Origin of the sequence: Nocardioides sp. CER19 (assembly GCF_029846275.1) — a bacterium.
In the GTDB taxonomy this organism is placed as follows: Bacteria; Actinomycetota; Actinomycetes; order Propionibacteriales; family Nocardioidaceae; genus Nocardioides.
This window is the reverse complement of sequence record NZ_JARVWS010000002.1, coordinates 119,574-145,165: the sequence shown is the minus strand read 5'-3', so window position 1 is coordinate 145,165 and position 25,592 is coordinate 119,574. Positions and strand designations below refer to the sequence as shown.

23 protein-coding genes and 1 tRNA gene are annotated in these 25,592 nt (G+C 70.6%); 14 read left to right on the top strand and 10 right to left on the bottom strand.

The features are described from left to right. Positions 1-58: 58 nt before the first annotated feature. Positions 59-2,479 (top strand): DUF262 domain-containing protein, encoded by a 2,421-nt coding sequence (locus QDS12_RS09235; RefSeq protein WP_279878694.1) that lies wholly within the window; start codon positions 59-61, stop codon positions 2,477-2,479. A gap of 344 nt (positions 2,480-2,823) precedes the next feature. Here the strand turns inward: QDS12_RS09235 and QDS12_RS09230 are convergent, their stop codons facing one another. Beyond that, positions 2,824-3,429 (bottom strand): class I SAM-dependent methyltransferase, encoded by a 606-nt coding sequence (locus QDS12_RS09230; RefSeq protein ID WP_279878693.1) that lies wholly within the window; start codon positions 3,427-3,429, stop codon positions 2,824-2,826. A gap of 104 nt (positions 3,430-3,533) precedes the next feature. Then, positions 3,534-4,244 carry a thermonuclease family protein gene (locus QDS12_RS09225; RefSeq protein ID WP_279878692.1) on the bottom strand — a complete coding sequence of 237 codons (711 nt, stop codon included), beginning with the start codon at positions 4,242-4,244 and terminating at the stop codon, positions 3,534-3,536. 450 nt (positions 4,245-4,694) lie between these two features. Between QDS12_RS09225 and QDS12_RS09220 the strand changes: the two genes are divergently transcribed. The 4 genes from QDS12_RS09220 (at position 4,695) to QDS12_RS22665 (ending at position 7,579) form a co-directional block, all read left to right on the top strand. Next, on the top strand, positions 4,695-4,892 hold the full coding sequence (locus QDS12_RS09220) for a helix-turn-helix domain-containing protein (RefSeq protein ID WP_279878691.1): 198 nt from the start codon (positions 4,695-4,697) through the stop codon (positions 4,890-4,892). Continuing rightward, complete coding sequence (locus QDS12_RS09215) at positions 4,889-6,301, top strand: tyrosine-type recombinase/integrase (protein WP_279878690.1); 1,413 nt, start codon at positions 4,889-4,891, stop codon at positions 6,299-6,301. The genes QDS12_RS09220 and QDS12_RS09215 overlap by 4 nt, the downstream gene beginning before the upstream one ends. A 60-nt stretch (positions 6,302-6,361) precedes the next feature. After that, a complete protein-coding gene (locus QDS12_RS09210; protein WP_279878689.1) occupies positions 6,362-7,003 on the top strand; it encodes an endonuclease/exonuclease/phosphatase family protein in 642 nt (213 codons plus the stop codon). An 81-nt stretch (positions 7,004-7,084) separates the two neighbouring features. Beyond that, a complete protein-coding gene (locus tag QDS12_RS22665) occupies positions 7,085-7,579 on the top strand; it encodes a DUF4279 domain-containing protein (RefSeq protein WP_347882180.1) in 495 nt (164 codons plus the stop codon). A 263-nt stretch (positions 7,580-7,842) separates the two neighbouring features. On the opposite strand, the gene QDS12_RS09200 is transcribed toward QDS12_RS22665, so the two are convergent. Then, positions 7,843-7,926: transfer RNA gene (locus QDS12_RS09200), tRNA-Tyr, on the bottom strand. 93 nt (positions 7,927-8,019) lie between these two features. Here QDS12_RS09200 and QDS12_RS09195 point away from each other — a divergent pair. Next, a complete protein-coding gene (locus tag QDS12_RS09195; protein WP_279878687.1) occupies positions 8,020-8,511 on the top strand; it encodes a YajQ family cyclic di-GMP-binding protein in 492 nt (163 codons plus the stop codon). 55 nt (positions 8,512-8,566) lie between these two features. Then, complete coding sequence (locus tag QDS12_RS09190; RefSeq protein WP_279878686.1) at positions 8,567-9,922, top strand: TrpB-like pyridoxal phosphate-dependent enzyme; 1,356 nt, start codon at positions 8,567-8,569, stop codon at positions 9,920-9,922. Here QDS12_RS09190 and QDS12_RS09185 read toward each other — a convergent pair. Together QDS12_RS09185 and QDS12_RS09180 are read right to left on the bottom strand one after the other, a co-directional pair. Continuing rightward, the gene (locus QDS12_RS09185; RefSeq protein WP_279878685.1) at positions 9,919-10,584 is read right to left on the bottom strand and encodes a response regulator transcription factor; all 666 of its coding nucleotides are present in this window, start codon (positions 10,582-10,584) and stop codon (positions 9,919-9,921) included. The two genes, QDS12_RS09190 and QDS12_RS09185, sit on opposite strands and share 4 nt — an antisense overlap. Then, a complete protein-coding gene (locus QDS12_RS09180) occupies positions 10,569-11,831 on the bottom strand; it encodes a sensor histidine kinase (RefSeq protein ID WP_279878684.1) in 1,263 nt (420 codons plus the stop codon). Before QDS12_RS09180 ends, QDS12_RS09185 begins: the two co-directional genes overlap by 16 nt. 108 nt (positions 11,832-11,939) lie before the next feature. Between QDS12_RS09180 and QDS12_RS09175 the strand changes: the two genes are divergently transcribed. From QDS12_RS09175 to QDS12_RS09165, 3 genes are read left to right on the top strand one after another with little or no spacing between them, the layout of a single operon-like run. Beyond that, a complete protein-coding gene (locus tag QDS12_RS09175; RefSeq protein WP_279878683.1) occupies positions 11,940-12,704 on the top strand; it encodes an ABC transporter ATP-binding protein in 765 nt (254 codons plus the stop codon). Continuing rightward, positions 12,701-14,578 carry an FtsX-like permease family protein gene (locus QDS12_RS09170; protein WP_279878682.1) on the top strand — a complete coding sequence of 626 codons (1,878 nt, stop codon included), beginning with the start codon at positions 12,701-12,703 and terminating at the stop codon, positions 14,576-14,578. Before QDS12_RS09175 ends, QDS12_RS09170 begins: the two co-directional genes overlap by 4 nt. Positions 14,579-14,636: 58 nt before the next feature. Continuing rightward, complete coding sequence (locus QDS12_RS09165; protein WP_279878681.1) at positions 14,637-15,095, top strand: Rrf2 family transcriptional regulator; 459 nt, start codon at positions 14,637-14,639, stop codon at positions 15,093-15,095. A 128-nt stretch (positions 15,096-15,223) separates the two neighbouring features. Here QDS12_RS09165 and QDS12_RS09160 read toward each other — a convergent pair whose 3' ends face one another. From QDS12_RS09160 to QDS12_RS09145, 4 genes are read right to left on the bottom strand one after another with little or no spacing between them, the layout of a single operon-like run. Beyond that, the gene (locus QDS12_RS09160; RefSeq protein ID WP_279878680.1) at positions 15,224-16,180 is read right to left on the bottom strand and encodes a sulfate ABC transporter ATP-binding protein; all 957 of its coding nucleotides are present in this window, start codon (positions 16,178-16,180) and stop codon (positions 15,224-15,226) included. A 5-nt stretch (positions 16,181-16,185) separates the two neighbouring features. After that, positions 16,186-16,995: a sulfate ABC transporter permease subunit gene (locus tag QDS12_RS09155; RefSeq protein ID WP_279878679.1), complete on the bottom strand. Its 810-nt coding sequence runs from the start codon at positions 16,993-16,995 to the stop codon at positions 16,186-16,188. Beyond that, a complete protein-coding gene (gene cysT, locus QDS12_RS09150) occupies positions 16,988-17,878 on the bottom strand; it encodes a sulfate ABC transporter permease subunit CysT (protein WP_279878678.1) in 891 nt (296 codons plus the stop codon). Before cysT ends, QDS12_RS09155 begins: the two co-directional genes overlap by 8 nt. Next, positions 17,878-18,921 (bottom strand): sulfate ABC transporter substrate-binding protein, encoded by a 1,044-nt coding sequence (locus QDS12_RS09145; protein ID WP_279878677.1) that lies wholly within the window; start codon positions 18,919-18,921, stop codon positions 17,878-17,880. Before QDS12_RS09145 ends, cysT begins: the two co-directional genes overlap by 1 nt. Positions 18,922-19,151: 230 nt before the next feature. Here QDS12_RS09145 and QDS12_RS09140 point away from each other — a divergent pair, with 230 nt between their 5' ends. Beyond that, positions 19,152-21,017 carry a 2-oxoacid:acceptor oxidoreductase subunit alpha gene (locus QDS12_RS09140; RefSeq protein WP_279878676.1) on the top strand — a complete coding sequence of 622 codons (1,866 nt, stop codon included), beginning with the start codon at positions 19,152-19,154 and terminating at the stop codon, positions 21,015-21,017. A gap of 11 nt (positions 21,018-21,028) precedes the next feature. Beyond that, positions 21,029-21,994: a 2-oxoacid:ferredoxin oxidoreductase subunit beta gene (locus QDS12_RS09135; RefSeq protein ID WP_279880403.1), complete on the top strand. Its 966-nt coding sequence runs from the start codon at positions 21,029-21,031 to the stop codon at positions 21,992-21,994. A 9-nt stretch (positions 21,995-22,003) separates the two neighbouring features. Here the strand turns inward: QDS12_RS09135 and rarD are convergent, their stop codons facing one another. Next, positions 22,004-22,918 carry an EamA family transporter RarD gene (gene rarD / locus QDS12_RS09130; protein ID WP_279878675.1) on the bottom strand — a complete coding sequence of 305 codons (915 nt, stop codon included), beginning with the start codon at positions 22,916-22,918 and terminating at the stop codon, positions 22,004-22,006. A gap of 126 nt (positions 22,919-23,044) precedes the next feature. Between rarD and QDS12_RS09125 the strand changes: the two genes are divergently transcribed. Both QDS12_RS09125 and QDS12_RS09120 read left to right on the top strand, forming a co-directional pair. Beyond that, entirely contained in the window at positions 23,045-24,046 is a 1,002-nt protein-coding gene (locus QDS12_RS09125; RefSeq protein ID WP_279878674.1) for a LacI family DNA-binding transcriptional regulator, read from the top strand. A 74-nt stretch (positions 24,047-24,120) separates the two neighbouring features. Beyond that, positions 24,121-25,587 carry an FGGY-family carbohydrate kinase gene (locus QDS12_RS09120; RefSeq protein ID WP_279878673.1) on the top strand — a complete coding sequence of 489 codons (1,467 nt, stop codon included), beginning with the start codon at positions 24,121-24,123 and terminating at the stop codon, positions 25,585-25,587. Positions 25,588-25,592: the final 5 nt, after the last annotated feature.

The following is a 25,592-nucleotide window of genomic DNA, read 5'->3' as shown; positions in this document are numbered from 1 at the left end:
CCGACTGAATCGGCAGAACGTGGCGAATCCGTCGGCAGCCGGCAGTAGCGTGCCGAAGGTGAAGACCGACGTACTCACGCCGCAGGCAGTGTTCTACCTCCCGCAGCACCTTGTCGTACCGCTCTTCCAGCGTCCGTACGTCTGGGATGAGGCCGAGCAGTGGCTCCCCCTGTGGCAGGACATCTCGCGCTTGGCGGAGCTTCGGCTGCGTGATCCGTACTCGAAGCCGACGCACTTCCTCGGCGCCGTCGTACTCCAGGCATTGGACGGTCAGCAGGGCACGGTTCCGGCCAAGAACGTCATCGATGGACAGCAGCGGCTCACGACCCTTCAGCTCTTCATCGACGCAGCGGCTGCGGTCTTCGAGAGTCACGGCCTGGACGGCCACGCCGAGCAGCTCGCCGCGTTGACCCACAACCCCGGCCACGCCGGGGTGGTCGAGGCTAGCCTCAAACTCGCGCACACCAACCAGGACGGCGACGCCTTCCGCGAGGTGATGGACGCCGAAGTCCCGGTCGTGCACGAGTCGCTGAAGCACGCCGGATCGCGCATTACACGTGGTCATGCGTTCTTCGTCGCGAGGATCGATGAGTGGCTCGGGGACGCCGACAATGCGCGCCAACGTGCCGACGCGTTGACACAGTCCGTCAGCCAAGGGCTGCAGCTCGTCCTGATCGACCTGCTCGCTCAGGAGAACTCGCAGGAGATCTTCGAGACACTCAATGCGCGAGGCACTCCCCTCACGGCAGCGGACCTCATCAAGAACTTCGTCTTCCAACGCCTCGATGCCGAAGGCGCCGACACGCGCCGGGCGTATGCCGAGGACTGGCCGTTCGAGTCGAAGTTCTGGGAGCAGGAGGTGAGCGTCGGTCGCTACACGATGAGCCGCAGCTCTCTCTTCCTGAGCCAATGGCTCGGCAGCCGACTGGGCGAGGAGGTCAGCCCGCGTCAGACCTTCGTGCGCTTCAAGATCTACGTCGACTACGAGGCCGGTACGAAGATGACCGAGTTGCTACTGGCGATCAAGGCCCAAGCCGAGCTGTACCGCATCTGGACCGAGCACGCGGCGGACAGTTCGCGCATCCTGACTCGCCCGGAGTTGGCGTTCTATCGGATGACGGCGGGCGGGGTCGAGCTGCTCAAGCCCGCCATCATCTGGCTCTACGACCCGGCGCTGTCGGTCCCGTCTGCGGTCGCCGACGAGGTACTCGCGATGCTCGAATCGTGGATGGTGCGGCGCCAGATCCTCCGACTGACCTCCGCAGACCTGGGCCGCATCGTCGCTGACATCATCAAGACCAACAGAGTCACGCCGGCTGACGATCTCGCCGCAAGTGTGCGGCACCACCTGAGCCGGCTCAATGTCGCGTCGAACTACTGGCCCGGAGACGACGAGGTCCGTGAGCACCTCAGGACCGAGCAGGCGTACCGCCGATACCCGCGGGGCCGGATGCGTCTCTTCCTCGAGGCGATCGAGGATCACTTGCGCGCCAGGCACGACTACCCGCAGGTCGCCCGGCTCGGATATCCGATCGAGCATGTGCTCCCACAGAAGTGGGAGGAGAGTTGGGCCGTTAGCGGCTTGGAGGCCCAGCTTGCGCGCGGCGAGCACGTCCACCGGATCGGCAACCTCACCCTGCTGACTTCCAGTCTGAACAGCACCGTCTCGAACGGCCCGTGGAGCACCAAGCGGGAGCGGATCGTGGCCAACGACGTCATGCTGCTCAACCGTTACTTCCGCGATGCCGAGGGCTGGGACGAAGCCGCGATCGACCGCCGGACCGCCGTACTCACCGACCTGCTGCTCCAGATCTGGCCCGTTCCCGACGGTCACACCGGAGCCATCAGCGATGCACCAACAAAGGAGAACGCCTGGGTCGAGGTGAAGCACCTTCTCGCCGCGGGCCTCCTCGAGGCCGGGACTGTCGTGTCGTCGCGCCCCGGCCAATGGGAGGGCATTCAGGCCACCGTGCTCCCGGATGGCCAGATCAGCTTCGAGGGCAAGACCTACGCTAGCCCCTCGAGCGCCGGGTACCACGCCAAGGGTGGACGAGCCACGAACGGCTGGACCTTTTGGCAACTCCCGGACGGTCGCCGGCTCGCCGACGTGCGAGCGCAGTACCGCGGGGACAAGGCCGACAAGCCCGCGGGGTTCGATTGGTCTCGACTCCACGAGATCCTCGCCGCGCTCCCGGCCGGAACCTGGACTTCTTATAGCGACCTCGCCGACGCTATCGGAACCGCGCCCCAACCGCTCGGCACGCACATCACTCGCTGCCAGCAGTGCTCATATCCCTGGCGAGTGCTGACGTCCGACGGGCGCATCGCTGCGGGGTTCGCGTGGTCGGACCCGAACGATGAGCGGAAGCCTGTCGACCTGCTCGTCGAGGAAGGCGTACGACTGATCGACGGAGTCGCCGACAGCGAACAGCGCCTCGGCAGCGAGGCGCTTGCGATGCTGATCGAGGACGCCGACTAAGCAGAGGCGAGCGATCAGGCACGCGACTGGGCCGCGATCGGGTAACTGGCCGAGCCATTTCGGCAAGTTTGCGCGAGCACAGCCCTAGGCGCGCTGGAAGAATCCCGACTGTTTTGTCGGCCCACCCGAACGCCGAACTCGCACAGTCGGACCGCCCACGCCGACGAGCCCGGCCCTCGCCACGCGACGTGGTGCAAGAGGTGTGTCCCCTCTCTCTTGCCGTTCCGACAGACCGCTCGCAGGCTCTGCTGCTGCCCTCGCGTCAGCCCGCGACTGGCAGCACAGATCCTCCTTCGATTGCCGGACCAACTCTGATCTAACTGCTTCACCCATCCGTGCCCGTGTCAGCTGATCAGGCTTGCGACGAGCTCGCCATGGCGGCGAACGCCGGGTTCTTGGCGGGCCCCTGCGCGCCGTACGGCGAAGCCCTCGAGTGCGAGCAGCTCGACCAGTGCGTCGGCCGACCAGTAGTAGGCGGTCGTCACCTTGTGATCGAACGGTTGACCGGCGTCGCCGTCGAAGAAGCCGAGGAGAAGCGACCCCTCCGGCCGCAGGACGCGTGCGAACTCGCCCAGGATCGCCGGCACCTCCGAGGGATCGGCGTGGATGATCGAGTACCAGGCGAGGATGCCGCCGACGGATTCGTTGGCGATCGGCAGGACAGCGAGGTCGGCTCTCGCGAAACCGATTCTCGGGAAGCGACGCCGCGCCGACTCGAGGAAGCGCGAGGAACCGTCGATGCCGACGACGGTGCGAGTGCCGAGCACGGAAAGGACGTCGCTCCAGTGGCCTGGGCCGCAGCCGGCGTCGAGGAGCCGGCCAGGCGTCTCGTCCCGCCACCGTTCGATCGTTCTGCGGTCCGCCTCCGCCAGCTTGTCGACCGACCCGAAGAGGTCGACGTACTCGTCGGCACGCGCGTCGTAGGCGCTCGCTACGTGGCTGACAGACACGGCTCGACGGTAGCGGCGGGCGACCTGCCGACGCCGCGCAACGCCGCCTTAACGCGAAGAGCCCCGCGCCTCCACTCGGAAGCGCGGGGCCGAGTTCATTCAGCTCAGCAGGAGCCCCAGATGCCGCGGTGGGCGCGCTGGGCCTGGGCCTGCATGGCCTTGTAGGTGCGGGTCCGCTTGAACGGCTTCTGGTGGTACACGTAGACCTTCGCGAGACCGGCGCGGATGAGTCGGCGGCCGATGTCGGTGCCGTTCTTCTCGACGTAGCGCAGCGACCGGCCGTAGCGGTCCTTGAGCTGCTGGCTCGGGTCGGAGGTCAGGAGCACCTTCGTGCCGCGAGGCAGCATGCGCTTGGCGCGGGCCGATGCCTGCGGGCCGCCGCAGTCGACGTGGCCGTAGACCTCCGGGGTGTCGATGCCGAGGACGCGGACCCGGATCTTGCGCCCGCCGGCGAGGCGGACGTCATAGGTGTCGCCGTCGACGACCTGGACGATCGTCGCGTGGTCCCGCTGGGTCTTCTTCTTGGCGCTCGTGTGGCTGGTCGTCGCCGGGGTGCTGCTGGCGCCAGTGCTCGTGCTGGTCGAGCACGGGCAGGGGTTGGAGTCGCAGGCGATGCCGTCACCGTCGGCGTCGAGGCGGTCGGGGTCGGAGGACGGGCCGCCGATCGAGATGAAGTAGCTCTGCGCCTCGGCCTGGGTGGCGAAGTCGCCGCAGTCCTTGTCGACGTGGGCCGAGGCAGGGCCGGCGGTCGTGGCGAGGAGGGCGCCGGTGAGGACGAGGAGGAGCGCGCTGAGGCTCCCGAGGATGTGTCGCATTCAGTAACTCCGTGGTTCGAGGGCCCCCCGAGGTTAAGAGAACGCTCTTGCACCTGTCCGGTGAATGGCTCGAACCACCGCCGCACATGCGGGTGGAGGGAGGCCCAGGTCGGTTCCGGTCGGGAGTCCGGCTGACGTCGGGTGGTGGGTGGATGGGGTCCGGCAGGCACCGATTGATCGAGCCGTGCAACTCGCACGCGACGCCGGCGCTCATCCCCACGTCGCGACTTCTCCGACACACGCGGCCTGATATCGCCGTGCCTGTGGAGAACCGCTAGGCCGATCGCGTGTTAACCGCTGTCATCTGTTGCAAGCGGCTTCGACGTCGTTCCCTGGAGATGGCGGGACGTCCGGGCGGAGTCGAGGACGTCCAGAGACGTCCCACCGACGTGGTTGCGCCGTCTCTCGGGTGCGGCGGATAACCGAAGGAGCAGGAGGGGAGGTACTGGAATGACGACAACGACCGTACGCAGCAGCCACCTGACAGTCGCCGATCTGTGCGCTGAGTTGGGCATCGCCAGGTCGACGTTCTACGACTGGCGTGCAGCGCACAAGGCGCCGAGGTGCATCAAGCTGCCCAACGGCGGGATCCGAATCCGGCGGGTCGACCTCGAGCGGTGGCTCGACGAGCACAAGGACGACTGGTGAGCGAGTCGGGCTCGTCGTACGACGTCCGGATCTACTCGATCGACGTTCGGCAGGGCACGCGGCAGGCGAAGCATCGCGTGCGGTGGTCGGTCGGTGAGAAGCGGTTCAGCAAGGTGTTCGCCACGGCCAAGCTGGCGGACTCTTTCCGATCGGTGCTGATGCAGGCGGCCAGCAGAGGTGAGGCGTTCGACCTGGCGACCGGGCGGCCGATGAGCGAGGTCACTGCCGCGAGGGCGGACCGGTTGTGGGTGCAGCTGGCGCGCGAGTTCATCGACGAGAGGTGGGACGAGTTCGCGGCCAGGCACCGGCAGAGCACCGTGGACGGCCTGGTGACGCTGACGTGCGGGTTGCTCCACGAGGGACGGCAGCCGCCGGATCTCACCGCGCTGCGGTCCGCACTGACGCACTGGGAGTTCAACACCGGGGCCCGTCGACGACAGGCAGACCCGCCGGTGGAGTACCGCGATGCGCTGCGCTGGATCGCCGCCAACTCCCTACCGTTGGAGAAGGTTGCGGAGCACGACGGCATCCGAGGAGCCATCAAGGCGATCTCGACGACGCTCGACGGCTCGCGGGCGTCGGCGTCAACGTTCGCTCGCAAGCGGGCCGCGCTGTCGGGACCACTGCGCTACGCGGTTGAGAAGGGCTATCTGTCGCACAGCCCGCTGCGGGACGTCCGGGTGAAGCGCCAGCAGACGGTCGAGGCGATCGATCCTCGGGTGGTCGTCAACCCGCAGCAGGCGAAGGCGCTGCTCGATGCGGTCCGCGAGATCGAGCCGACGGTGCACGGCTTCTTCGCGCTGCTCTACTACGCCGCGCTGCGGCCGGCCGAGGCGCGGGCCATCCGCAAGGGCGACCTGACGCTGCCGGAGTCGGGGTGGGGTCAGATCGTCCTGCACGGCAGCTACCAGGAGTCCGGCGCGGCGTGGACAGACGCCGGCACGCGCGGTGAGGAGCGGCACCTCAAGCACCGAGCCGACCGTGACACGCGAGTGATCCCCGCGCACCCGGATCTTGTGAAGGCGCTCCGTACCCACCTGGCGACGTACGAGCTGGGCGTCGGCGGCCGGCTCTTCGTCACCCGCGCCGGTCGCGGCGGGCATCCGATCCCGGCGCCGTGGCAGAACCCGGTGAGCATGAGCACGATCTATCGGGTTTGGGCGCGGGCTCGCGAGCAGGCGCTCACGCCGGAGCAGGCCGAGTCTCCGCTCGCCCGTCGGCCGTACGACCTGCGCCACGCGGCGGTCTCGACGTGGCTCAGCGCGGGGGTCGACTCGACCCAGGTCGCAGCCTGGGCGGGCCACAGTGTGGCAGTTCTAATGAGGGCCTACGCGTCTAGCCTGCACGGCCATCAGGTCCAGGCGATGAGACAGATCGAGGCATTCCTGGGGCCCGACGAGAACTCCTGAGTGCCATGCGAAGCAGGCACTCGACACGTTCAAGCGACGCATCACCGCAAGGATTGGCTGGTGCGCATCGGGACATGGAATCTGGCGGGTCGTTGGTCCGATGGCCATCAGCATTTCCTCGAAGCGCTCGACTGCGACGTCCTCCTGCTGACCGAGGTGTCGGACCGGGTGACGCTGCCCTCCAGCGTCGGACACGTGACCGAAGCGCTGATGGCGCCGCGCCGCTACTGGAGCGGCATCTGGTCGCGGCGCGGGATCAAGCCGCTCCCCGATCCGCACGATGCGACGGCGATGGCCGAAGTCATGGGCCTGCGCGTCTGCTCGTCCATCCTGCCGTGGAAGGGCTGTGGCGCCAGAACGCCCTGGGTGGGCGTGAACACCTACGAACGGACAGCGAACGCAGTCGACGTCATCGAGAGGGCCGCGCCGGCCATCTGGGGCGGCGACTGGAACCACGCGCTTCGAGACCGCGAGTACAGCGGCTCAAAGGCGGGTCGTCACCACATCGCCGCAGCGATGGAACACCTTGGGCTCCGGGCACCGACAGCCGATGCGCCGCACCAGATCGACGGCCTGCACTCGATCGACCACGTCGCGGTCCCCGCGAGCTGGCAGACCCGCGTCGAGCATCACACCGCCCTTCTGAGCGAAGGGCGCCTCTCAGACCACGACGCCTATGTCCTCGAGGTCATCGCTCAGTGACTTCAGTCCACGGGCGTGGCGCGCAAGCCGGATGCGCGGGACACCTCGGGATGACACGCTCCGTCGCGTGAACGATGAGTCGTGGGTCGAGCAGTACGCCGAGTTCTCCGTGCACGCACGCGAGATCGGCCGCGACTTCGACCCCGCGCTGATCACCCGGACGCTCGGCATCGAGCCGAGGCGTACGCTCGTCGGGGCGAGGTCGACGACGACGGTGAGCCGACGTCCGCCTCGTGGTGGACCTGGGCGGTTCCGCGGCGGACCGAGTTCCGCTGCCAGGCCGTGCTGGACGAGGTCCTCGCCGCGTTCGAGCCGGTGGCCCCGGACCTCGCCGTCGCTCGAGACCGCTACGACCTCGATTACACCGTCAGCCTGCGCATCGACATGCACGGCTTCGTCGCGGCCAGCAGCGAGGGCAAGCCTGACTTCCTCGTCGCCACCCCGGCAATCATCTTTGACCCTGATGTGCTGTCCCGACTGGCTGCGCTGGGCTGCCGGTTCCATGTCGAGCAGAACATCTACTCCGACGCCCGGGAGCTCCGGCCTGAGCTTCCTGATCCGACGCGCGGCATCTGAGCCGCTGACACGGCAGGCGCCTCAGGCGCCTCGGCCTCGCGGTGCTGAAAGGTCTCGATACGCCTCCGCCTAGCGGCTTCGGCTACTCGACCAGCGGTCGTGGCCAGGCTCTCAACGAGGTCTCGGAGGGCACCGATGGCTGAAACTGGGACACGTATGGGACACAGATACCCGTCCACAACCAGATCTGGCCGAACGCGGCCGGACAAAGCGAACGAGGCCCTGGCCGGCGTTTCCGCTGGTCAGAGCCTCGTTTCTCCCAGTGGTGGCGGGTGAAGGATTCGAACCTTCGAAGCTTTCGCGACGGATTTACAGTCCGCTCCCATTGGCCGCTCGGGCAACCCGCCTGGGATGTCGACCCGGTCTTGGACCCGGCACAACAGGACGGAACAATAGCGCAGGCAGTCCGACTGGAGAAAAACGCGGAAGAGGGGCATCCCATGGCCGACAGCTCGTTCGACATCGTCAGCAAGATCGACCGGCAGGAGGTCGACAACGCGCTCAGCCAGACGGCACGAGAGGTCAGCACGCGCTTCGACTTCAAGGGCACCGGCGCGACCATCGAGTGGAAGGGCGACGAGGCGATCGAGATCTCCGCCTCCGCCGACGAGCGCGCCAGCGCGGTGCTCAACGTCTTCCAGGAGAAGCTGATCAAGCGGGGCCAGTCGCTCAAGATCCTCGACGCCTCGGAGCCGCGGCAGTCCGGGCAGCAGTCGAAGATCTCGATCACGCTCAAGGAGGGCATCTCCTCCGAGAACGCGAAGAAGGTCAGCAAGCTGATCCGCGACGAGGGCCCGAAGGGTGTCAAGGCGCAGATCCAGGGCGACGAGCTCCGGGTCTCGTCCAAGAGCCGCGACGACCTCCAGGCCGTGCAGCAGCTGGTCAAGGGGCAGGACTACGACTTCGCGGTCCAGTTCGTGAACTACCGCTGACGAGAGCGGCGGCGGGCGGCGTACGGTCAGGCGCAGCCGACTCGAAGGAGCACCGATGCGCGACGACCAGGTCATGTTCACGCTCGACGAGAGCGAGCAGGTCACCCACTGGTACAACCTGGTCGCCGACCTGCCGACGCCGCCGCCCCCGCCGCTGCACCCCGGGACCCGCGAGCCCGTGGGGCCGGACGACCTCGCGCCGCTCTTCCCGCCGGAGCTGATCGCGCAGGAGGTCACCGGCGAAAGGTACGTCGAGATCCCCGAGCCGGTCCGCGCGGTCTACCGGCAGTACCGCCCGAGCCCGCTCTTCCGTGCGCGTCGCTGGGAGGAGCGGCTGGGGACGCCGGCGCGCATCTACTACAAGTACGAGGGCGTCTCCCCTGCCGGCTCGCACAAGACCAACACCGCGATCCCGCAGGTCTACTACAACCAGCTCAACGGGGTCACCCGGCTCACCACCGAGACCGGCGCGGGCCAGTGGGGCACCGCCCTGTCGTACGCCGCCTCGCTGTTCGGCGTCGAGTGCGAGGTGTGGCAGGTCGGCACCTCGTTCGACACCAAGCCGCAGCGCCGGACGCTCATCGAGGTGTTCGGCGGCACCGTGCACCGCTCGCCGAGCCGGCTGACCGAGTCGGGCAAGGCGTTCCCCGAGGACCACCCCGGCTCGCTGGGTATCGCGATCTCCGAGGCGGTCGAGGTCGCGGCGCAGGACCCGGCGGCGAAGTACGCGCTCGGCTCGGTGCTCAACCATGTGCTGCTGCACCAGACCGTGATCGGCGAGGAGACGCTGCGCCAGCTCGCCAAGGCCGGCGAGTCGGGCGCCGACCTCGTCGTCGGGTGCGCCGGCGGCGGCTCCAACTTCGCCGGGCTGGCGTTCCCCTTCCTGCGCGAGAAGCTCGCCGGCAACCAGGCACCGCGCATCCTCGCCGTCGAGCCGAGCTCGTGCCCGACGCTGACCCGAGGCGACTACCGCTACGACTTCGGCGACACCGCCGGGCTGACGCCGCTGATGAAGATGTACACGCTCGGCCACGACTTCGTGCCCTCCCCCATCCACGCCGGCGGCCTGCGCTACCACGGCATGGCGCCGCTGGTCTCGCACGCGGTCCACGAGGGGCTGATCGAGGCGACCGCGCTGCACCAGACCGAGTGCTTCGAGGTGGCGCTGGACTTCGCCCGCACCCAGGGCATCGTGGCGGCGCCCGAGTCCTCCCACGCCCTGGCGCAGGCGCGCCGCGAGGCGCTGGCCGCCAAGGACGCGGGTGAGGAGAAGGTCATCGTCATCGGCCTGTCCGGCCACGGGCTGCTCGAGCTCGGCGCCTACGAGTCGTTCCTCGCCGGGCGGCTCGAGGACGACCCGCTGTCGGAGGAGGCGCTCACCGCCGCCCTCGACGGCGTGCCGGTCGTCTAGCCACGCAGGTAGGCGAGCACGGCGCTGACCCGGCGGTCGCTGGCCGGGTCGAGCGGGAGCTTGGCGAAGATCGACCCGACGTGCTTGCGGACGGCCGCCTCGCTGACGACGAGCTCCTCGGCGATCGAGCCGTTGGTGCGGCCCTCGGCCATGAGCGCGAGCACCTCCCGCTCGCGCTCGGTCAGCGCGGCCAGCGGCCCGTCGTCGTGGCGACGGCGCAGCAGCTGGCGCACCACCTCCGGGTCGACCACGGTCCCACCACCGGCCACGCGGGCGAGGCTGTCGAGGAACTCACGCACGTGGCCGACGCGGTCCTTGAGGAGGTAGCCGACGCCCGCGCCGCCGACCGGCGTCGAGTCCAACAGGTCGGAGACATAGCTCTCCGCGACGTACGCCGACAGCACGAGCACCGCGATGTCCGGCTGCTCCGCCCGGATCGCGACGGCGGCGCGGAGGCCCTCGTCGGTGTGCGTCGGCGGCATCCGTACGTCGGTCACGACGATGTCCGGCCGCTCCCGGCGTGCGTAGGCCTGGAGCGCGTCGGCGTCCCCGACGGCCGCCACGACGTCGTGACCCGCGCGCTCGAGGATGCCGACGAGTCCCTCGCGCAGCAGTGCCGCGTCCTCGGCCAGGACGATCCGCAGCCCTACTCGATCGGGCACGCGACCCTCATCTGGGTCGGCCCGCCGACAGGACTGCTGAGGTCGAAGGTGCCGTCGAGCGCCTCGACGCGGGCGGCCAGGCCGGCCAGGCCGCTCCCGCGGGCCGGATCGGCGCCGCCGATCCCGTCGTCGCTCACGGTCAGCACGAGCTCGCGCACGCCGTCAGTCTCGCCCATCCACGCCTGGACCTCCGCACGCGTCGCCCGGGCGTGGCGGGCGATGTTGGTGAGCGCCTCGCTGACGACGAAGTAGGCGGCGCTCTCGACCGGTCGCGGCAGCCGGTCCGGCAACGCGAGGTCGACCGTGACCGGTACCGGCGAGCGGTCGGCGATCTCGTCGATCGCCGCGGCCAGCCCCCGGTCGGTGAGCACCTGGGGGTGGATGCCCCGCACGGTCGCGCGCAGGTCGGCGAGCGCCTCCTCCGCCTGCCGGTGCGCCGCGCGCAGCAGCTCCAGCCCGGCGCCGTCGTCCATCTCCAGCTCGGCGCTCCCCAGCGTCATCGTGAGCGCGACCAGCCGCTGCTGGACGCCGTCGTGGAGGTCGCGCTCGATCCGGTGCCGCTCGGCCTCGAACGCGTCGACGAGGCCAGACCGCGTGCGCCGCAGCTCGACGACCGCCTCCTGGAGGCGCTGCTCGGGCGGGTCGAGCAGCAGCCGCGCGAGGGCGGCCTGGCCGCACGCGAGCCAGGTGAGCAGGTAGAGGACGACCACGAGCAGGACCAGTCCGATCGGCACCGCCAGCCAGGCCTCCGCGGCGGAGTCGATGGTCCAGCCGGCGCTCTCCACGCCGTCGCCCCCGTCGAGCCGCCACAGCGCCGGGGACGCGATGAACACCAGCGGGAGGCTCAGCAGGACCAGCGCGAGCGCGTCCACGACGAGCAGCACGGTGGCCAGCAGGACCGCGTAGCCCAGCTCGCTCCACGCGACCGGGAGCGAGCGCCAGGCACGCAGCTGCTCGCGCAGCGGCGTACGCCGCCCGGCCGGCCGGGGGTCCACGAGCCGGAGCCGCCACCGCTCGACGGCGGCGACCGCGCGGGCCACCAACGGCAGCTGCATCAGCACGATCACGCCGACGACGATCACGACCGTCAGCAGACCGATGCCCACCACCACGAAGAGGGCGCTCAGGGCAACCACCCCGACGGGCACGGTCGAGCCGACGTACAGGATCGAGCGCCACGGCCACGCCGAGGCCAGGAACCGCGACGGTCGGCCGCGGACCGCGGTCCAGGCGTCGGGGTGGCTCACGGTGCCGACCCTAGGGCGCGGGGAGCGCGATCGGGGTAGCGCGTGCGCTACCTCGGGTGTCGCGCGCGAGCCAGTGCCGGCAGGGTCCGGAGCGGGTGGGGTGGAGGCATGACCCTCCTCCAGTCACCTCCGCCCGGTGAGGCGCAGGGCGACGCCCCTGCCGTGGCCCTCGATGGCCTGACCCGCAGCTATCGCTCGAAGTCAGGCGCCGTCGACGCGCTGCGCGGCGTCACGCATGCGTTCCGCACGGGCACGTTCACCGCGATCATGGGCCCGAGCGGCTCCGGCAAGTCGACCCTCCTGCAGCTCGCCGCCGGGCTCGACCAACCCACCTCCGGCCGGGTCAGCGTCGGCGGGACCGGCCTGCACGGCCTCAACCAGACCGAGCTGACCAAGCTGCGCCGGACGACGATGGGCTTCGTCTTCCAGTCCTACAACCTGCTCGACGCGCTCACGGCGTACGACAACGTCGCGCTGCCGGCCCGCCTCGCCGGCCAGCGGATCGACCGGGCGGCCGTCCTCGACGCGCTCGACCGGGTCGGGCTGCGCGACCTGGCCAGGCGCCGCCCACCCGAGCTCTCCGGCGGCCAGCAGCAGCGCGTCGCCATCGCGCGGGCGCTGCACACGCGGCCGCGGGTGCTGTTCGCCGACGAGCCGACCGGCGCGCTCGACCGCACGTCCGGCCGGGCCGTGCTCGACCTCCTGCGCACGACCGCCGATGCCGGCCAGACGGTCGTGATGGTGACGCACGACCCGCTCGCCGCGTCGTACGCCGACGAGGTGCTCTTCCTCGCCGACGGGCTCGTCGTCGGACGGCTCCGCAACGCGGACGCCGCGCAGATCGCCACCGCGATGAGCGAGCTCGAACGATGATGCTCTCGCTCAGCCGCAAGAGCGTCCGCAGCTCGTGGGCGGCCTACGCCGGGGCGTTCACCGCGCTCACGTTCGGCATCGTGCTGATCGCCGTCACCGTCACCATGATCGCGTCGGTCGAGACCACCACCGGACGCGCGGGGATCGGCGAGGCCGAGCGGGCCCAGCTCGAGGACCTCTCCGCGATGTTCGGCTTCATGTCCACCGTCTCGCTGTTCATGGCGCTCTTCGTCGTGGGCAGCACGTTCGGCTTCGTGGTCGCCACCCGCCAGCGCGAGCTCGGCCTGCTCCGCCTGGTCGGGGCGACGCCGCGGCAGGTGCGCCGGCTGCTGCTCGGGGAGGCGTCGGTCGTCGCCCTCGCCGCGACGGTGGTCGGCGGCCTCGTCGCGACGGTGCTCGGTCCGGTCGCGCTGTGGGCGGTGCGGGCCGTCGGCGCGACCAGCCTCCACCTCGCCACTCCCTCGCCGTGGCTGGCCTGGGCGATCGCGGCGCCGTGCGGTGTCCTGGCGGCGCTGGCCGGCTGCTGGCGGTCGTCGAAGCGGGCGGCGAAGGTGCCTCCGGTCGCCGCGCTGCGTGAGGCGGCGATCGAGCGGCGTCGGCCAGGCGTCGTCGCGATCCTCATGGGCGTCCTCACCGCGGCCACGATCGTGGCCGCGGTCGTCCTCGCCGGGCGGATGGCACCGCTGGCGGCGATGCTCGTCGCGATCCTGCTGCCGGCGCTCGTCGTGACCGCCCTGACCGCGCTGGGTCCCGTGGTCGTACCGCGGCTGGCGGGCCTCGTGGCCCGGCCGTTCGCCCGCCGGTCGGTCGAGGCGCGGCTCGCGGCGGACGAGCTGCGGGCCGCCGTACGCACCACGTCGTCGGTCGCAGCGCCCGTCATGGCGATCTCCGCCGTGGCCGGGTCGCTGATCCTCACCATGAGCTTCACCGCCGACTGGACCGGCGCGATGGACCGCGCCCAGCTGGCCGCCCCCGTCGTGGTCACCGAGCCGTCCGCCGCCGGCGGCCTCGCCCGCGACCCCGCCGTCGCCCTCGTCGACGCACGGCGCACCGTGTCGATGTCGATCGCCGACGACGGTCTCGAGGACGTCGACGTGATCGACGTCGACCGCGCGGCCCAGACCCGTCGCCTGCACGCCGTCCGCGGCAGCCTCGACGACCTGCACGGCCGGACGCTCGCGGTCTCGAAGTCGTGGACGTTCGACTCCGGCGTGGGCCTCGGCGGGCACGTGCGGGCACGCTTCGACGGCAAGCCGATGCGCCTCAAGGTGGTGGCGGTCGTCCCCGACGCCGCCGACCTGTACGGCGACCTGATGGTGTCCAGCGACCTGGCCGGTGCGGCCGCCGGCGACCCGAGCGCCCTGTTCGTGATGCCGCGCCCGGGCGTCTCCGACGCCCAGCTGCTCACCGCCGCACGGTCGGTGGCCGGCGACTCGGCCGTGACCGCCGACCGGTGGGTCGACGACCTGACCGCGTCGAGCCGGCGCGCCAACAACGTGGCGCTCCTGGTGCTGCTCGGCCCGGCCGGCCTCTACGCCGGCATCGCGATCGTCAACGCCACCCTCATCGGCGCCGCCCAGCGCGGCCGACAGCGCCGGCTGATCGGGCTGCTCGGCGCGACACCCCGGCAGGTCCGGCGTACCGCTCTCTGGCAGGCCGGCCTCACCACCGCCGCCGGCCTCCTGCTCGGCGGGGCGACGACCGTCTTCCTCGGCTGGCTGGTCCGGCAGGCGATCGCCCGCGACCTGGCCGGGCACGCGGTCCCGATGACGATCCCGTGGGGATCGCTGGCGTCGGTCAGCGGGCTCTGCGTCGGGCTCGCCCTCGTGGCGGCGCTCGCGGCGGTCGGCGTACGCCGTCCGTCTTCTCCGTGAACAGCACGAGTCGTGTGAGTCGAGCATTTCAGTCGACTCATCTGCGAGACTGTGCGTCGTGCGAGTCTCCGCGAAATCCGACTACGCCCTGCGCGCGCTCATCGAGATGGCCGCCCGCGAGGACGGCCGTGCCGTCAGCGCCGAGGAGCTGGGCCGCCTGCAGGACATCCCGCACGGGTTCCTCCAGGCGATCCTCGCCGACCTCCGCAAGGCCGGCATCGTCATCTCGCAGCGTGGCCAGTCCGGTGGCTGGCGCCTGGCCCGTACGGCGGACACGGTCACCGTCGCCGACGTGATCCGGGCCGTCGACGGCCCGCTGGTGTCGGTCTACGGGCTGCGCCCCGAGGCGGTCACCTACAACGAGCGCGCCGACGTCCTCCAGCACGTCTGGATCGCCGCCCGCGACTCGCTGCGCGAGGTCTTCGAGTTCGTCTCGATCGCCTCACTCGCGACCCGCGACCTGCCCGAGACGGTCACCAAGCGGACCGCCAGCGAGGATGCCTGGCAGCCCCACTAGTCAGCGAGATGGGGGTTGTTGCCCGTCGAGATCCGGGAAACCGCCCTCGGCGAGGGCGACGATCCGGGATTCGAGGGGCAACAACCCCCATCTCGAGGGGCGACAACTCCAAAGTCGGCGTACGGGAGTCAGACGGTCGTGGCACCGGGAGCGGCGTTGAGCCAGACGGTGGTGCCCTCGGTCAGGCCGAGCGAGCGGGCGTTGGTCCGGGTCATCTCGACGGCGACCTCCTCACCGGCGTCGGTGAGCACGGTCAGCCGCACCTCGAAGCCGACCCGCAGCACGCGCGAGATCGTGCCCTCGACCGAGTCGGCCGACACCGGCGAGGTGCGCACCTCGACGTCGTGCGGGCGCAGCAGCGTGCCGTCGAGCCGGGTGACCTCGCCGAGGAAGCCCATGACGAAGTCGTTGGCCGGGGCGTCGTAGAGCTGGTCGGGCGCGCCGATCTGCTCGACCCGGCCCTGGTTGATGACGACGATCTCGTCGGCGACCTCGAGGGCCTCCTCCTGGTCGTGGGTGACGAACACGGTCGTCACGTGTACCTCGTCGTGCAGCCGGCGCAGCCAGTCGCGCAGCTCCTTGCGCACCTTGGCGTCCAGCGCGCCGAACGGCTCGTCGAGCAGCAGCACCTTGGGCTCGACCGCGAGCGCCCGCGCGAGCGCCATCCGCTGCCGCTGGCCGCCGGAGAGCTGCGACGGCATCCGGTTCGCGAACTGGGACAGGTGCACCAACTCCAGGAGCTCGCCGACGCGCTGCTTCACCTCGGCCTTGGAGCGGTGCCGGATCTCCAGGCCGAACGCGACGTTCTTCGCGACCGACATGTGCTTGAAGACGGCGTAGTGCTGGAACACGAAGCCCACGTTGCGCTTCTGCGGCGGCAGCTTCGTGGCGTCGTTGCCCTCGATGCTCACCGCGCCGGTGTCGGCCGAGTCGAGGCCGGCGATGACGCGCAGGAGGGTGGACTTGCCGCCCCCGGACGGGCCGAGGAGCGCGGTGAGCTGACCGGTGGGAATGGTGACGGAGACGTCGTCGAGCGCGACGAAGTCGCCGTAGGTCTTGGTGACGTTGCTGACTTGGATGCTCATGGGACTCACTTCTTCGCTGACGGTCGGAGGAAGGCGACGACGACCAGACAGGCGATCGACACGAGGACGAGGAGGAAGGCGATGGCGTACGCCGACGGCTGGTCGAAGCCCTGGTACTTGGCCTCGACGGCGAGCGTCGCGGTCTGTGTCTGGCCGGTCAGGTTGCCGGAGACGACCTTGACCGCGCCGAACTCACCGACCGCACGCGCCGTGGAGAGTACGACGCCGTAGACGACCGCCCACTTGATGCTCGGCAGGGTGATCCGCCAGAACGTCTGGGGCCCGCTGGCACCGAGCGACCGGGCCGCCTGCTCCTGGTCGTTGCCGACCTCCTGCAAGGTCGGGACGACCTCGCGGACCACCAGCGGCAGCGCGACGAAGCAGGTCGCCATGACCAGCGCAGGGGTGGCGAACATGACGGTGAACCCGCCCGACTCCAGCGACGGGCCGAACCAGCCGTCCCGTCCGTTGTAGACGAGCAGCAGCGCGAGGCCGACGACGACCGGGGACACCGCGAGCGGCAGGTCGACGAGTGCCGAGAGCGCCCGCTTGCCGGGGAACTCGTAGCGGACCAGCAGCAGCGAGATCGTGACGCCGAAGACCAGGTTGATCGCGACCGCGATGAGGGCGACCCGTGCGGTCAGCATCAGGGCGCCGGTCACGTCGGGGTCGGACAGCGCATCGGACAGGGTCGAGAGGCCGTCCTCGAACGTGCGGCGGGCGAGCATGCCGACCGGCCACGCGACGAGGAAGAAGACGTAGCCGACGGCCACGAGCCGCAGGACCCACTTCACGGGGGTGGGGAGCTCAACCACGACGCGCCACCACCCTCTGCACGATGTCGAGCCCGACGATGACGACGAGCGCGACGAAGAGCATGAGCGACGCGACGGCCGCGGCCGACGCCTTGGAGCCGTTCTCGATGAAGCTCAGTACCCGGACCGAGACGACCTCGGTCTGGAAGGGCCGGTTGCCCGAGAGCAGGACCAGGGAGCCGTACTCCGAGATCGCCCGCGCGAACGACAGCGCCGCGCCCGCGGCGATCGCCGGGACGAGCGCCGGCAGCAGGATGCGCCGGAGGATGGTGCCGCGCGAGGCGCCGAGCGAGGCGGCGGCCTCCTCGACGTCGACGTCGAGCTCCTCGAGCACCGGCTGCACCGTCCGGACGATGAACGGCAGCGTCACGAACGCGAACGCGAGGAACACGCCCTTCACCGTGAATGCCCAGTGCACCCCGATCGGGCTCTTCGGGCCGTAGAGGGAGAGCAGCACCAGGCCCGCGACGACCGTCGGCAGCGCGAACGGCACGTCGATGATGACGTCGAGCAGGGCCTTGCCGGGGAACCGGTCGCGCACCAGCACCCACGCGATGATCGTGCCGACGACGATGTTGAGCACGGTCACGAGCGCCGCCTGGGTGACGGTGAGCGTGACGGCGGCCCACGTCTGCCCGTCGCGTACGACGTGGAAGTAGTTCGACCAGCCACCCTCGGCCGCCGCCGCGACGATCGCGGCGAGCGGCAGCAGTACGAGCAGGCTGAACCAGATCATGGCGATGCCGAGGCTGAGCCCGGCGCCGCGGGTCAGGGTCGAGCGGGGCGTATGCCGAATGCGCCGAGGCCGGCGCCCCTCCTGGGGCGCCGGCTCGGTCGTCAGGTCATCCGCCGGCCCGACAAGAGACGGGGCGGACGACGGCATTACTGATCGACGCCCTTGCCCGTCGCCTGCTGGATCGCGGTGATCAGGCCGAGCGGCTTGCCCTCGGTGCCGTCACCGAAGTACTTGTCGGCCGCCTCGCCCCAACCGCCGAACGTGTCGGTGATGGTGAACAGCTTGGCCGGGGCCGGGAACGGGTTCGACGGGTCGTTCGCGCCCTCGACCTCCGGGACGTCGACGCCGTCGACCACGGGCCGGAAGCCGGACTTGGCGTACTCGGCCTGACCCTCCTTGCTGGTCTGGTAGGCGAGGAAGTCCTTGGCCGCCTTCGGGGCGGTCTTCGTGACCGCGCCCGGGTTCTCGATCTTCAGCGTGTCGTCGGGGACGATGTAGTCCACGTCGGCGCCGCTCTGCTTGGCGAGGATCGCCTCGTTCTCGTAGGACAGCAGCACGTCACCGGAGCCGTCGGTGAAGGCAGTGGTCGCCTCGCGACCCGAGCCGGGCAGCGCGATGGCGTTCTTGAAGAGCTTCGTCACGAAGTCCTTCGCCTGAGCCTCGGTCCCGCCGTTGCCGGTGACGTGCGCCCAGGCGGCGAGGATGTTCCAGCGGGCGGAGCCGGAGGAGCCGGGGTTCGGGGTGATGATCTGGACACCGGGCTTCACCAGGTCGTCCCAGGTCTTGATGTTCTTGGGGTTGCCCTTGCGGACCACGAAGACGACCACGCTCGAGGTGAGCACGCCGTCCGTCGGCGTCGCCGACTTCCAGTTCTCGTCGACCAGGCCGGCTTTGACCAGGCGCGTCACGTCGGACTCGAGCGAGTAGTGCACGAGGTCGGCCTTGTTGCCGGACTCGACGCCGCGGGACTGGTCGCCGGAGGCGCCGTACGACGTCTTGAACTGCACGCCCTTGCCGGCGTCAGTCTTCTGGAAGTCCTGGAACACGGCCTTGTTGGCCTGCTCGAGGATCGAGAACCCGTTCACTCGCACCGTCGACGCAGCCGACGCCGAGTCGCCGTTGTTCGAGCCGCACGCGGTCAGCGCGAGCGCACCCGCTGCCAGTAACGCGGCGATCTTGATGATCTTCATGTCTGCACCCTTTGTTCTGCCGGCCGGCACCATCGGTCGGCACCGGCTATGTCCAGCAGATTACTCCAATTACCCGAGTCGGCTGAAAATGTCCGTATGGCGGGCGGGTCGGCTCGGACCACGCGGAATCGCGCCTGCGTCTCAGCCTGTGCGCGTGGGACGAGCGCCGTTCTTTAACGCCGGGTTTAGGCTGGCGTGACACGGAACACAGCTGTCCGAGGAGTGCCAGGGTGCCCCAGCAGGTCACGCGGCTCGACCGCGTCGTCATTCGCTTCGCAGGAGACTCAGGCGACGGGATGCAGCTCACCGGCGACCGGTTCACCCAGGAGTCGGCGGTCTTCGGCAACGACCTGATGACGCTGCCCAACTTCCCCGCCGAGATCCGCGCGCCGCAGGGCACGATCCCCGGCGTCTCGTCCTTCCAGGTCCACTTCGCCGACCACCAGATCCTCACCGCCGGGGACGCGCCCGACGTCCTGGTCGCGATGAACCCCGCGGCCCTCAAGGCGAACCTCGCCGACCTCCCCAAGGGCGCGACGATCATCGTCGACACCCACGACTTCACCGCGCGCAACCTCCAGAAGGCCGGCTACGACGGCGACCCGCTCGAGGACGAGCAGCTGCTCAGCAACTACCAGGTCCACGCCGTCGACCTCACGGGGATGACGGTCGAGGCGGTCAAGGAGTTCGGCCTGTCCCGCAAGGACGCCGCCCGGGCCAAGAACATGTTCGCCCTCGGGCTGTTGTCCTGGCTCTACGGCCGGCCCACGGAGCCGACGGTCACGTTCCTCGAACGCCGGTTCGGGCGGGCGCCGCACATCCGCGACGCCAACGTCACCGCGTTCACGACCGGCTGGAACTTCGGCGAGACGACCGAGACGTTCGCGGTCCGCTACGAGGTCGCGCCCGCCCCGCAGGCGCCGGGCACCTACCGCAACATCACCGGCAACCTGGCGCTAGCCTCCGGGCTGGTCGCCGCCGCCGTGCGCTCGGGGCTGCCGCTCTTCCTCGGCTCCTACCCGATCACGCCCGCCTCCGACATCCTCCACGAGCTGTCGAAGCACAAGGGCATGGGCGTGACGACGTTCCAGGCCGAGGACGAGATCGCCGGGATCGGGGCGGCCCTCGGGGCGGCGTACGCCGGCTCGCTCGGCGTGACGACCACCTCGGGTCCGGGCGTGGCGCTGAAGTCCGAGGCGATCGGGCTGGCCGTGACGCTGGAGCTCCCGCTGGTCGTCGTCGACGTGCAGCGCGGCGGTCCCTCGACCGGGCTGCCGACCAAGACCGAGCAGGCCGACCTGCTGCAGGCCATGTTCGGCCGCAACGGCGAGGCGCCGCTGCCGATCGTCGCGCCCTCCACGCCGTCGGACTGCTTCGACGCCGCGCTGGAGGCGGCGCGGATCGCCATCACCTACCGCACCCCGGTCATGCTGCTCTCCGACGGCTACCTCGCCAACGGCTCCGAGCCGTGGCGGGTCCCCGACGTGGCGGACCTACCGGAGATCGACCCGGCGTTCGCGACCGAGCCCAACCACACCTCGCCGGGCTCGGCGAACGGGGCGGACACGTTCTGGCCCTACCTGCGCGACCAGGCGACGCTCGCCCGGCCCTGGGCGGTGCCGGGCACCCCGGGCCTCGAGCACCGCATCGGCGGTCTCGAGAAGGGCGACGGCCACGGCAACATCTCCTACGACCCGGCCAACCACGACCTGATGGTGCGCACCCGCGCAGCGAAGGTGGAGCGGGTCGCCGACTCGCTCGCACCGCTGGTCGTCGACGATCCCTCGGGCAGCGCGCAGGTCCTGGTGGTCGGCTGGGGGTCGACGTACGGACCGATCGCGGCCGGCATCCGCCTGGTCCGCGAGGCCGGCCACGAGGTCGCCCAGGTGCACCTGCGCCACCTCAACCCGCTGCCGCGCGACCTCGGCGACATCCTGAGCCGCTACGACCGGGTGCTGGTCCCCGAGATGAACCTCGGCCAGCTGTCCCTGCTGCTGCGTGCCCGCTACCTCGTCGACGCGGTCGGGCTCAACGTGGTGCGCGGACTGCCGCTGACCTCCGCCGAGGTGGCGAACGCGATCGAGGAGCTGATGTGAGCACGCACGCGCTGTCCGGGCTGGAGCTCGTCCCCACGTCGGACGAGCAGCAGAACGGGAAGGACTACACCAGCGACCAGGAGGTGCGCTGGTGCCCGGGCTGCGGCGACTACGCCGTGCTCAAGGCGGTCCAGTCGTTCCTGCCCGACCTCGGGCTGCGGCGGGAGAACATCGTCTTCGTCTCCGGCATCGGCTGCTCCTCGCGGTTCCCCTACTACCTCGACACGTTCGGGATGCACTCCATCCACGGCCGCGCGCCGGCGATCGCGACCGGCATCGCCACCTCGCGACCCGACCTCTCGGTGTGGGTCGTCACCGGCGACGGCGACGCGCTCTCGATCGGCGGCAACCACCTCATCCACGCCCTGCGCCGCAACGTCAACCTCACGATCCTGCTGTTCAACAACCGGATCTACGGGCTGACGAAGGGGCAGTACTCCCCCACCTCGGAGGAGGGCAAGGTCACCAAGTCGACACCGGTCGGCTCGATCGACCACCCGTTCAACCCGGTGTCGCTGGCCCTCGGCGCCGAGGCGACGTTCGTCGCCCGCACCATCGACTCCGACCGCAAGCACCTGACGTCGGTGCTCGCCGCCGCCGCCGCGCACCGCGGCGCCGCGCTGGTCGAGATCTACCAGAACTGCCCGATCTTCAACGACGGCGCCTTCGACGACGTCAAGGGCCCCGAGGCCGGCGACCACCTGGTCCGGCTCGAGCCGGGGCTCGAGGTGACCGTCGGCGGCCGCACGTGGCTGCACGACCCGTCCGCCGTCGACCCGTCCGACCAGTTCGCGCTGTCGCGGATGTCGGAGGGCACCGACCGGGTGCCGGTCGGCGTCTTCCGCCAGGTCCAGCGGCCGACGTACGACGACCAGGCGCGCGAGCAGGTCGCCACGGCCGTGGACGCCTCGACCGCCTCGCGCGAGGAGCGGCTGACCGCCCTCCTCCACGCCGGCGACACCTGGACCGTCGTCTGATCCTCGGCGTCAGACCGACGTGCGGGCCACCGTGCGGAGCTGGCTGCGGCGGTAGCGGATCGCCTCGTAGGTGAACACCGCGAGCGCGACCCAGACCAGGCCGAACCCGATCCAGCGGCCGAGCGGCATGTCCTCGTGGAAGTGCAGGACGCCGAGGGCGAACTGGAGGATCGGGGCGAGGTACTGCAGCAGCCCGAGCACGACCAGGGGCACCCGGACGGTGGCGGCACCGAAGCAGATGAGGGGCACCGCGGTGACCAGGCCGGCCGACACGAAGAGCGCCGTGTGCCCGATGCCCTCGGACGTGAAGTGGCCGGCACCGGTCGCACCGAGGACGACGACGTAGGCCAGGGCGATGGGAGCGACGACCGCCGTCTCGAGCGCGAGGCTCTCGATGGCGCCCGCATTGGCCTTCTTCTTGAGCAGGCCGTAGGTGCCGAAGGAGAACGCGAGCAGCAGCGCGATCCACGGCGGCCGGCCGTAGTCGACCGCGAGCACGAGCACTGCGACGAACCCGACGCCGACCGCCGCCCATTGGACCGGGCGCATCCGTTCGCCGAGCACCAGCACGCCCATGAGTACGGTGACCAGCGGGTTGATGAAGTAGCCCAGGCTGGTCTCCACGACGTAGCCGTTGTTGACGCCCCAGATGTAGCCCGACCAGTTGATGCTGACCACGACACCAGCGGCCGCCAGCAGACCGAACGTGCGGGGCGTCGTCACCAGCCGGCGGAGCTGGGTGGTGCGGCGGAATCCCACGACCAGCGCCGCCATCACAATCGACGACCACACGAGCCGGTGGGCGAGGATCTCGAACGCGCCGGCCGGTTCGAGCAGCGGCCAGTAGAGCGGGAACGCCCCCCACATGACGTACGCCGCCACGCCGTATGCGACGCCCTTGCGGTGCTCGGCCGCCTCAGTCATGGGTGATCACGCGCCGACGGTAGTCGTCGGCGCGTCAGGGGAAGGCATCGCGGCCGCACGCGACCGTCACTCGCCCGCCGCGACCGGACTAGGGTGGCGCCTGCCATTCCCCACAGGAGGTCGAGCGTGGCTGTCACGATCCGCGACGTCGCAGCCGCAGCGCAGGTCTCACCGGCGACGGTCTCGCGCGTCCTCAACGGCAAGGTCGAGGTGGCCGAGGAGCTGCGTCAGCGCGTCGTGGCGGCGGTCGGCGAGCTCGGTTACCGGCCCAACGGTCTCGCGCGCAGCCTGCGGACCCGGGCGACCTCCGTGCTCGGCGTCGTGATCGCCGACGTCACCAACCCGTTCTTCACCGCGATGGTGCGCGGCATCGAGGACGTCGCGCAGGCGGCCGGCTACTCGGTCGTGCTCGCCAACAGCGACGAGGACCTCGACAAGGAGCGCCGCTACCTCGAGGTCGCGGCCGCCGAGCAGATGGCGGGTGTCGTGCTCGCCCCGGCGTCGTCGCGCGGCACCGACGTGTCGCTGCTGCAGCAGTACCGCATCCCGCTGGTCACGGTCGACCGCCAGCTGGCCGGCCTGGACGTCGACAGCGTGAGCATCGACAACCAGCTCGCCGCGCGCGAGGCCACCGAGCACCTCGTCGCGCAGGGGTGCCGCCGGATCGCCTTCGTCTCGGGCCCGTCGGCCACCAGCACCGGCCAGCGCCGACTCGCCGGCTACCGCGCCGCCCTGCGCGCGGCCGACCTGCCCAGCGGCGCCGAGCTCGTCAAGCGGGCCGACTTCCGCGCGGAGGGCGGCTACGACGCGACCATCGAGCTCCTCCGCTCCGCCGAGCGGCCGGACGGGCTGCTCGTGTCCAACAACCTGATGGCCCTCGGCGCGCTCCGGGCGCTCCAGGAGATGGGGATAGACGTTCCCGGTGAGATCGCGTTCGCGAGCTTCGACGGGATCGAGTGGGCCCGGGCCCTACGACCCACGTTGACGGTCGTCGAGCAGCCGACGTACGAGATCGGTCGGCGCGCCGCCGAGCTGCTGCTCGCCCGCGTCGCGGGTGAGACCGGCCCGGCCCAGAGGGTCGTCCTGCCGGCCGAGCTCAAGGTCGGGGAGTCCTCCACGCGCCGCTGACGCGGCCGTCGCGAAAGGAATCCGCTCCGCCTCGCTCTTGACCGTGAAATCGATTTCTGGCAACCTCCAGCGTCATGACCGCGGCAGTGATCGGCGTCGACATCGGCACGTCGAGCAGCAAGGGCGTCCTGGTCGACCTGACGGGCCGCGTCGTCGCGTCGACCACCCGCGAGCACAGCGTCGAGCGGCCTCTGCCCGGCCACGTCGAGATGGACGGCCGCGTCTGGTGGGACGAGCTCGTGTCCATCGTCCGGGAGCTGACCGGGCGCGGTGAGGAGGTCGTCGCGGTCGGCGTCTCGGGCATGGGCCCCTGCGTCCTGCTGACCGACGCCGACGACAGCCCGCTACGGCCCGCGATCCTCTACGGCGTCGACACCCGCTCGACGCGGCAGATCGACGCGCTCACCGAGCGGTGGGGTGACGAGACCATCCGCGCCCGCTGCGGCTCGTCGCTGTCCACCCAGGCAGCCGGCGCCAAGATCGCCTGGGTCGCCGACGAGGAGCCCGAGCTGTTCGCCCGCGCCCGCCGCCTCTACATGCCGGCCTCCTGGCTGGTCCGCGGCCTCACCGGCGCCTACGTGCTCGACCACCACTCCGCCAGCCAGTGCACGCCGCTCTACGACATCACGGCCGAGGCCTGGTACGCGCCGTGGGCCGACGAGCTCTGCCCGGACCTCGAGCTGCCCCCGCTGCGCTGGTCGGGCGAGGTCGCCGGGACGGTGACGCCGCGCGCCGCCGCGGAGACCGGCCTCCCGGCGGGCATCCCCGTCATCACCGGCACGATCGACGCCTGGGCCGAGGCGCTCAGCGTCGGCGCGCACGGCGTCGGCGACCTGATGCTGATGTACGGAACCACGATGTTCCTCGTCAACACCGTGGAGCGCGCCGTCACGCACCCCTCGTTGTGGGGCACCGTCGGCGCGCTGCCCGGCACCCGCTGCCTGGCCGGGGGCATGGCCACCTCGGGCGCGATCACCACGTGGCTGCGCGACCTCTTCGGGGATGCCGACTACGCAGGTCTGACCAAGCTCGCCGCCGACTCACCAGCCGGCGCCAACGGGCTGCTCATGCTGCCCTACTTCGCCGGCGAGCGGACGCCCGTGATGGACCCCCAGGCTCGTGGCGTCATCGCCGGGCTCACGCTCAGCCACGGGCGCGGCGACCTCTACCGCGCCGCTCTCGAGGCGATCGGCTTCGGCGTCCGGCACAACATCGAGACCATCGAGGCGGCCGGGGGCGACGTACGCCGGATCGTGGCCGTCGGCGGCGGCACGCAGGGCGCCCTGTGGACCCAGATCGTCTCCGACATCACCGGTCGGGACCAGGTGGTCCCCAGCCAGACCATCGGCGCCAGCTACGGGGCCGCACTGCTCGCCGCCCAGGCGGTCGCCGAGGTCTCCATCGAGGACTGGAACCCGGTCCGGGAGACCCGGTCCCCGGTCCAGCAGGCGGCGTACGCCGACCTCTACCCCCGCTACCTCGACCTCTACACGAGCACCCGCGACCTGGCGCACGCCCTGGCGGCGCGCCAGGAGCGCTGACCCCG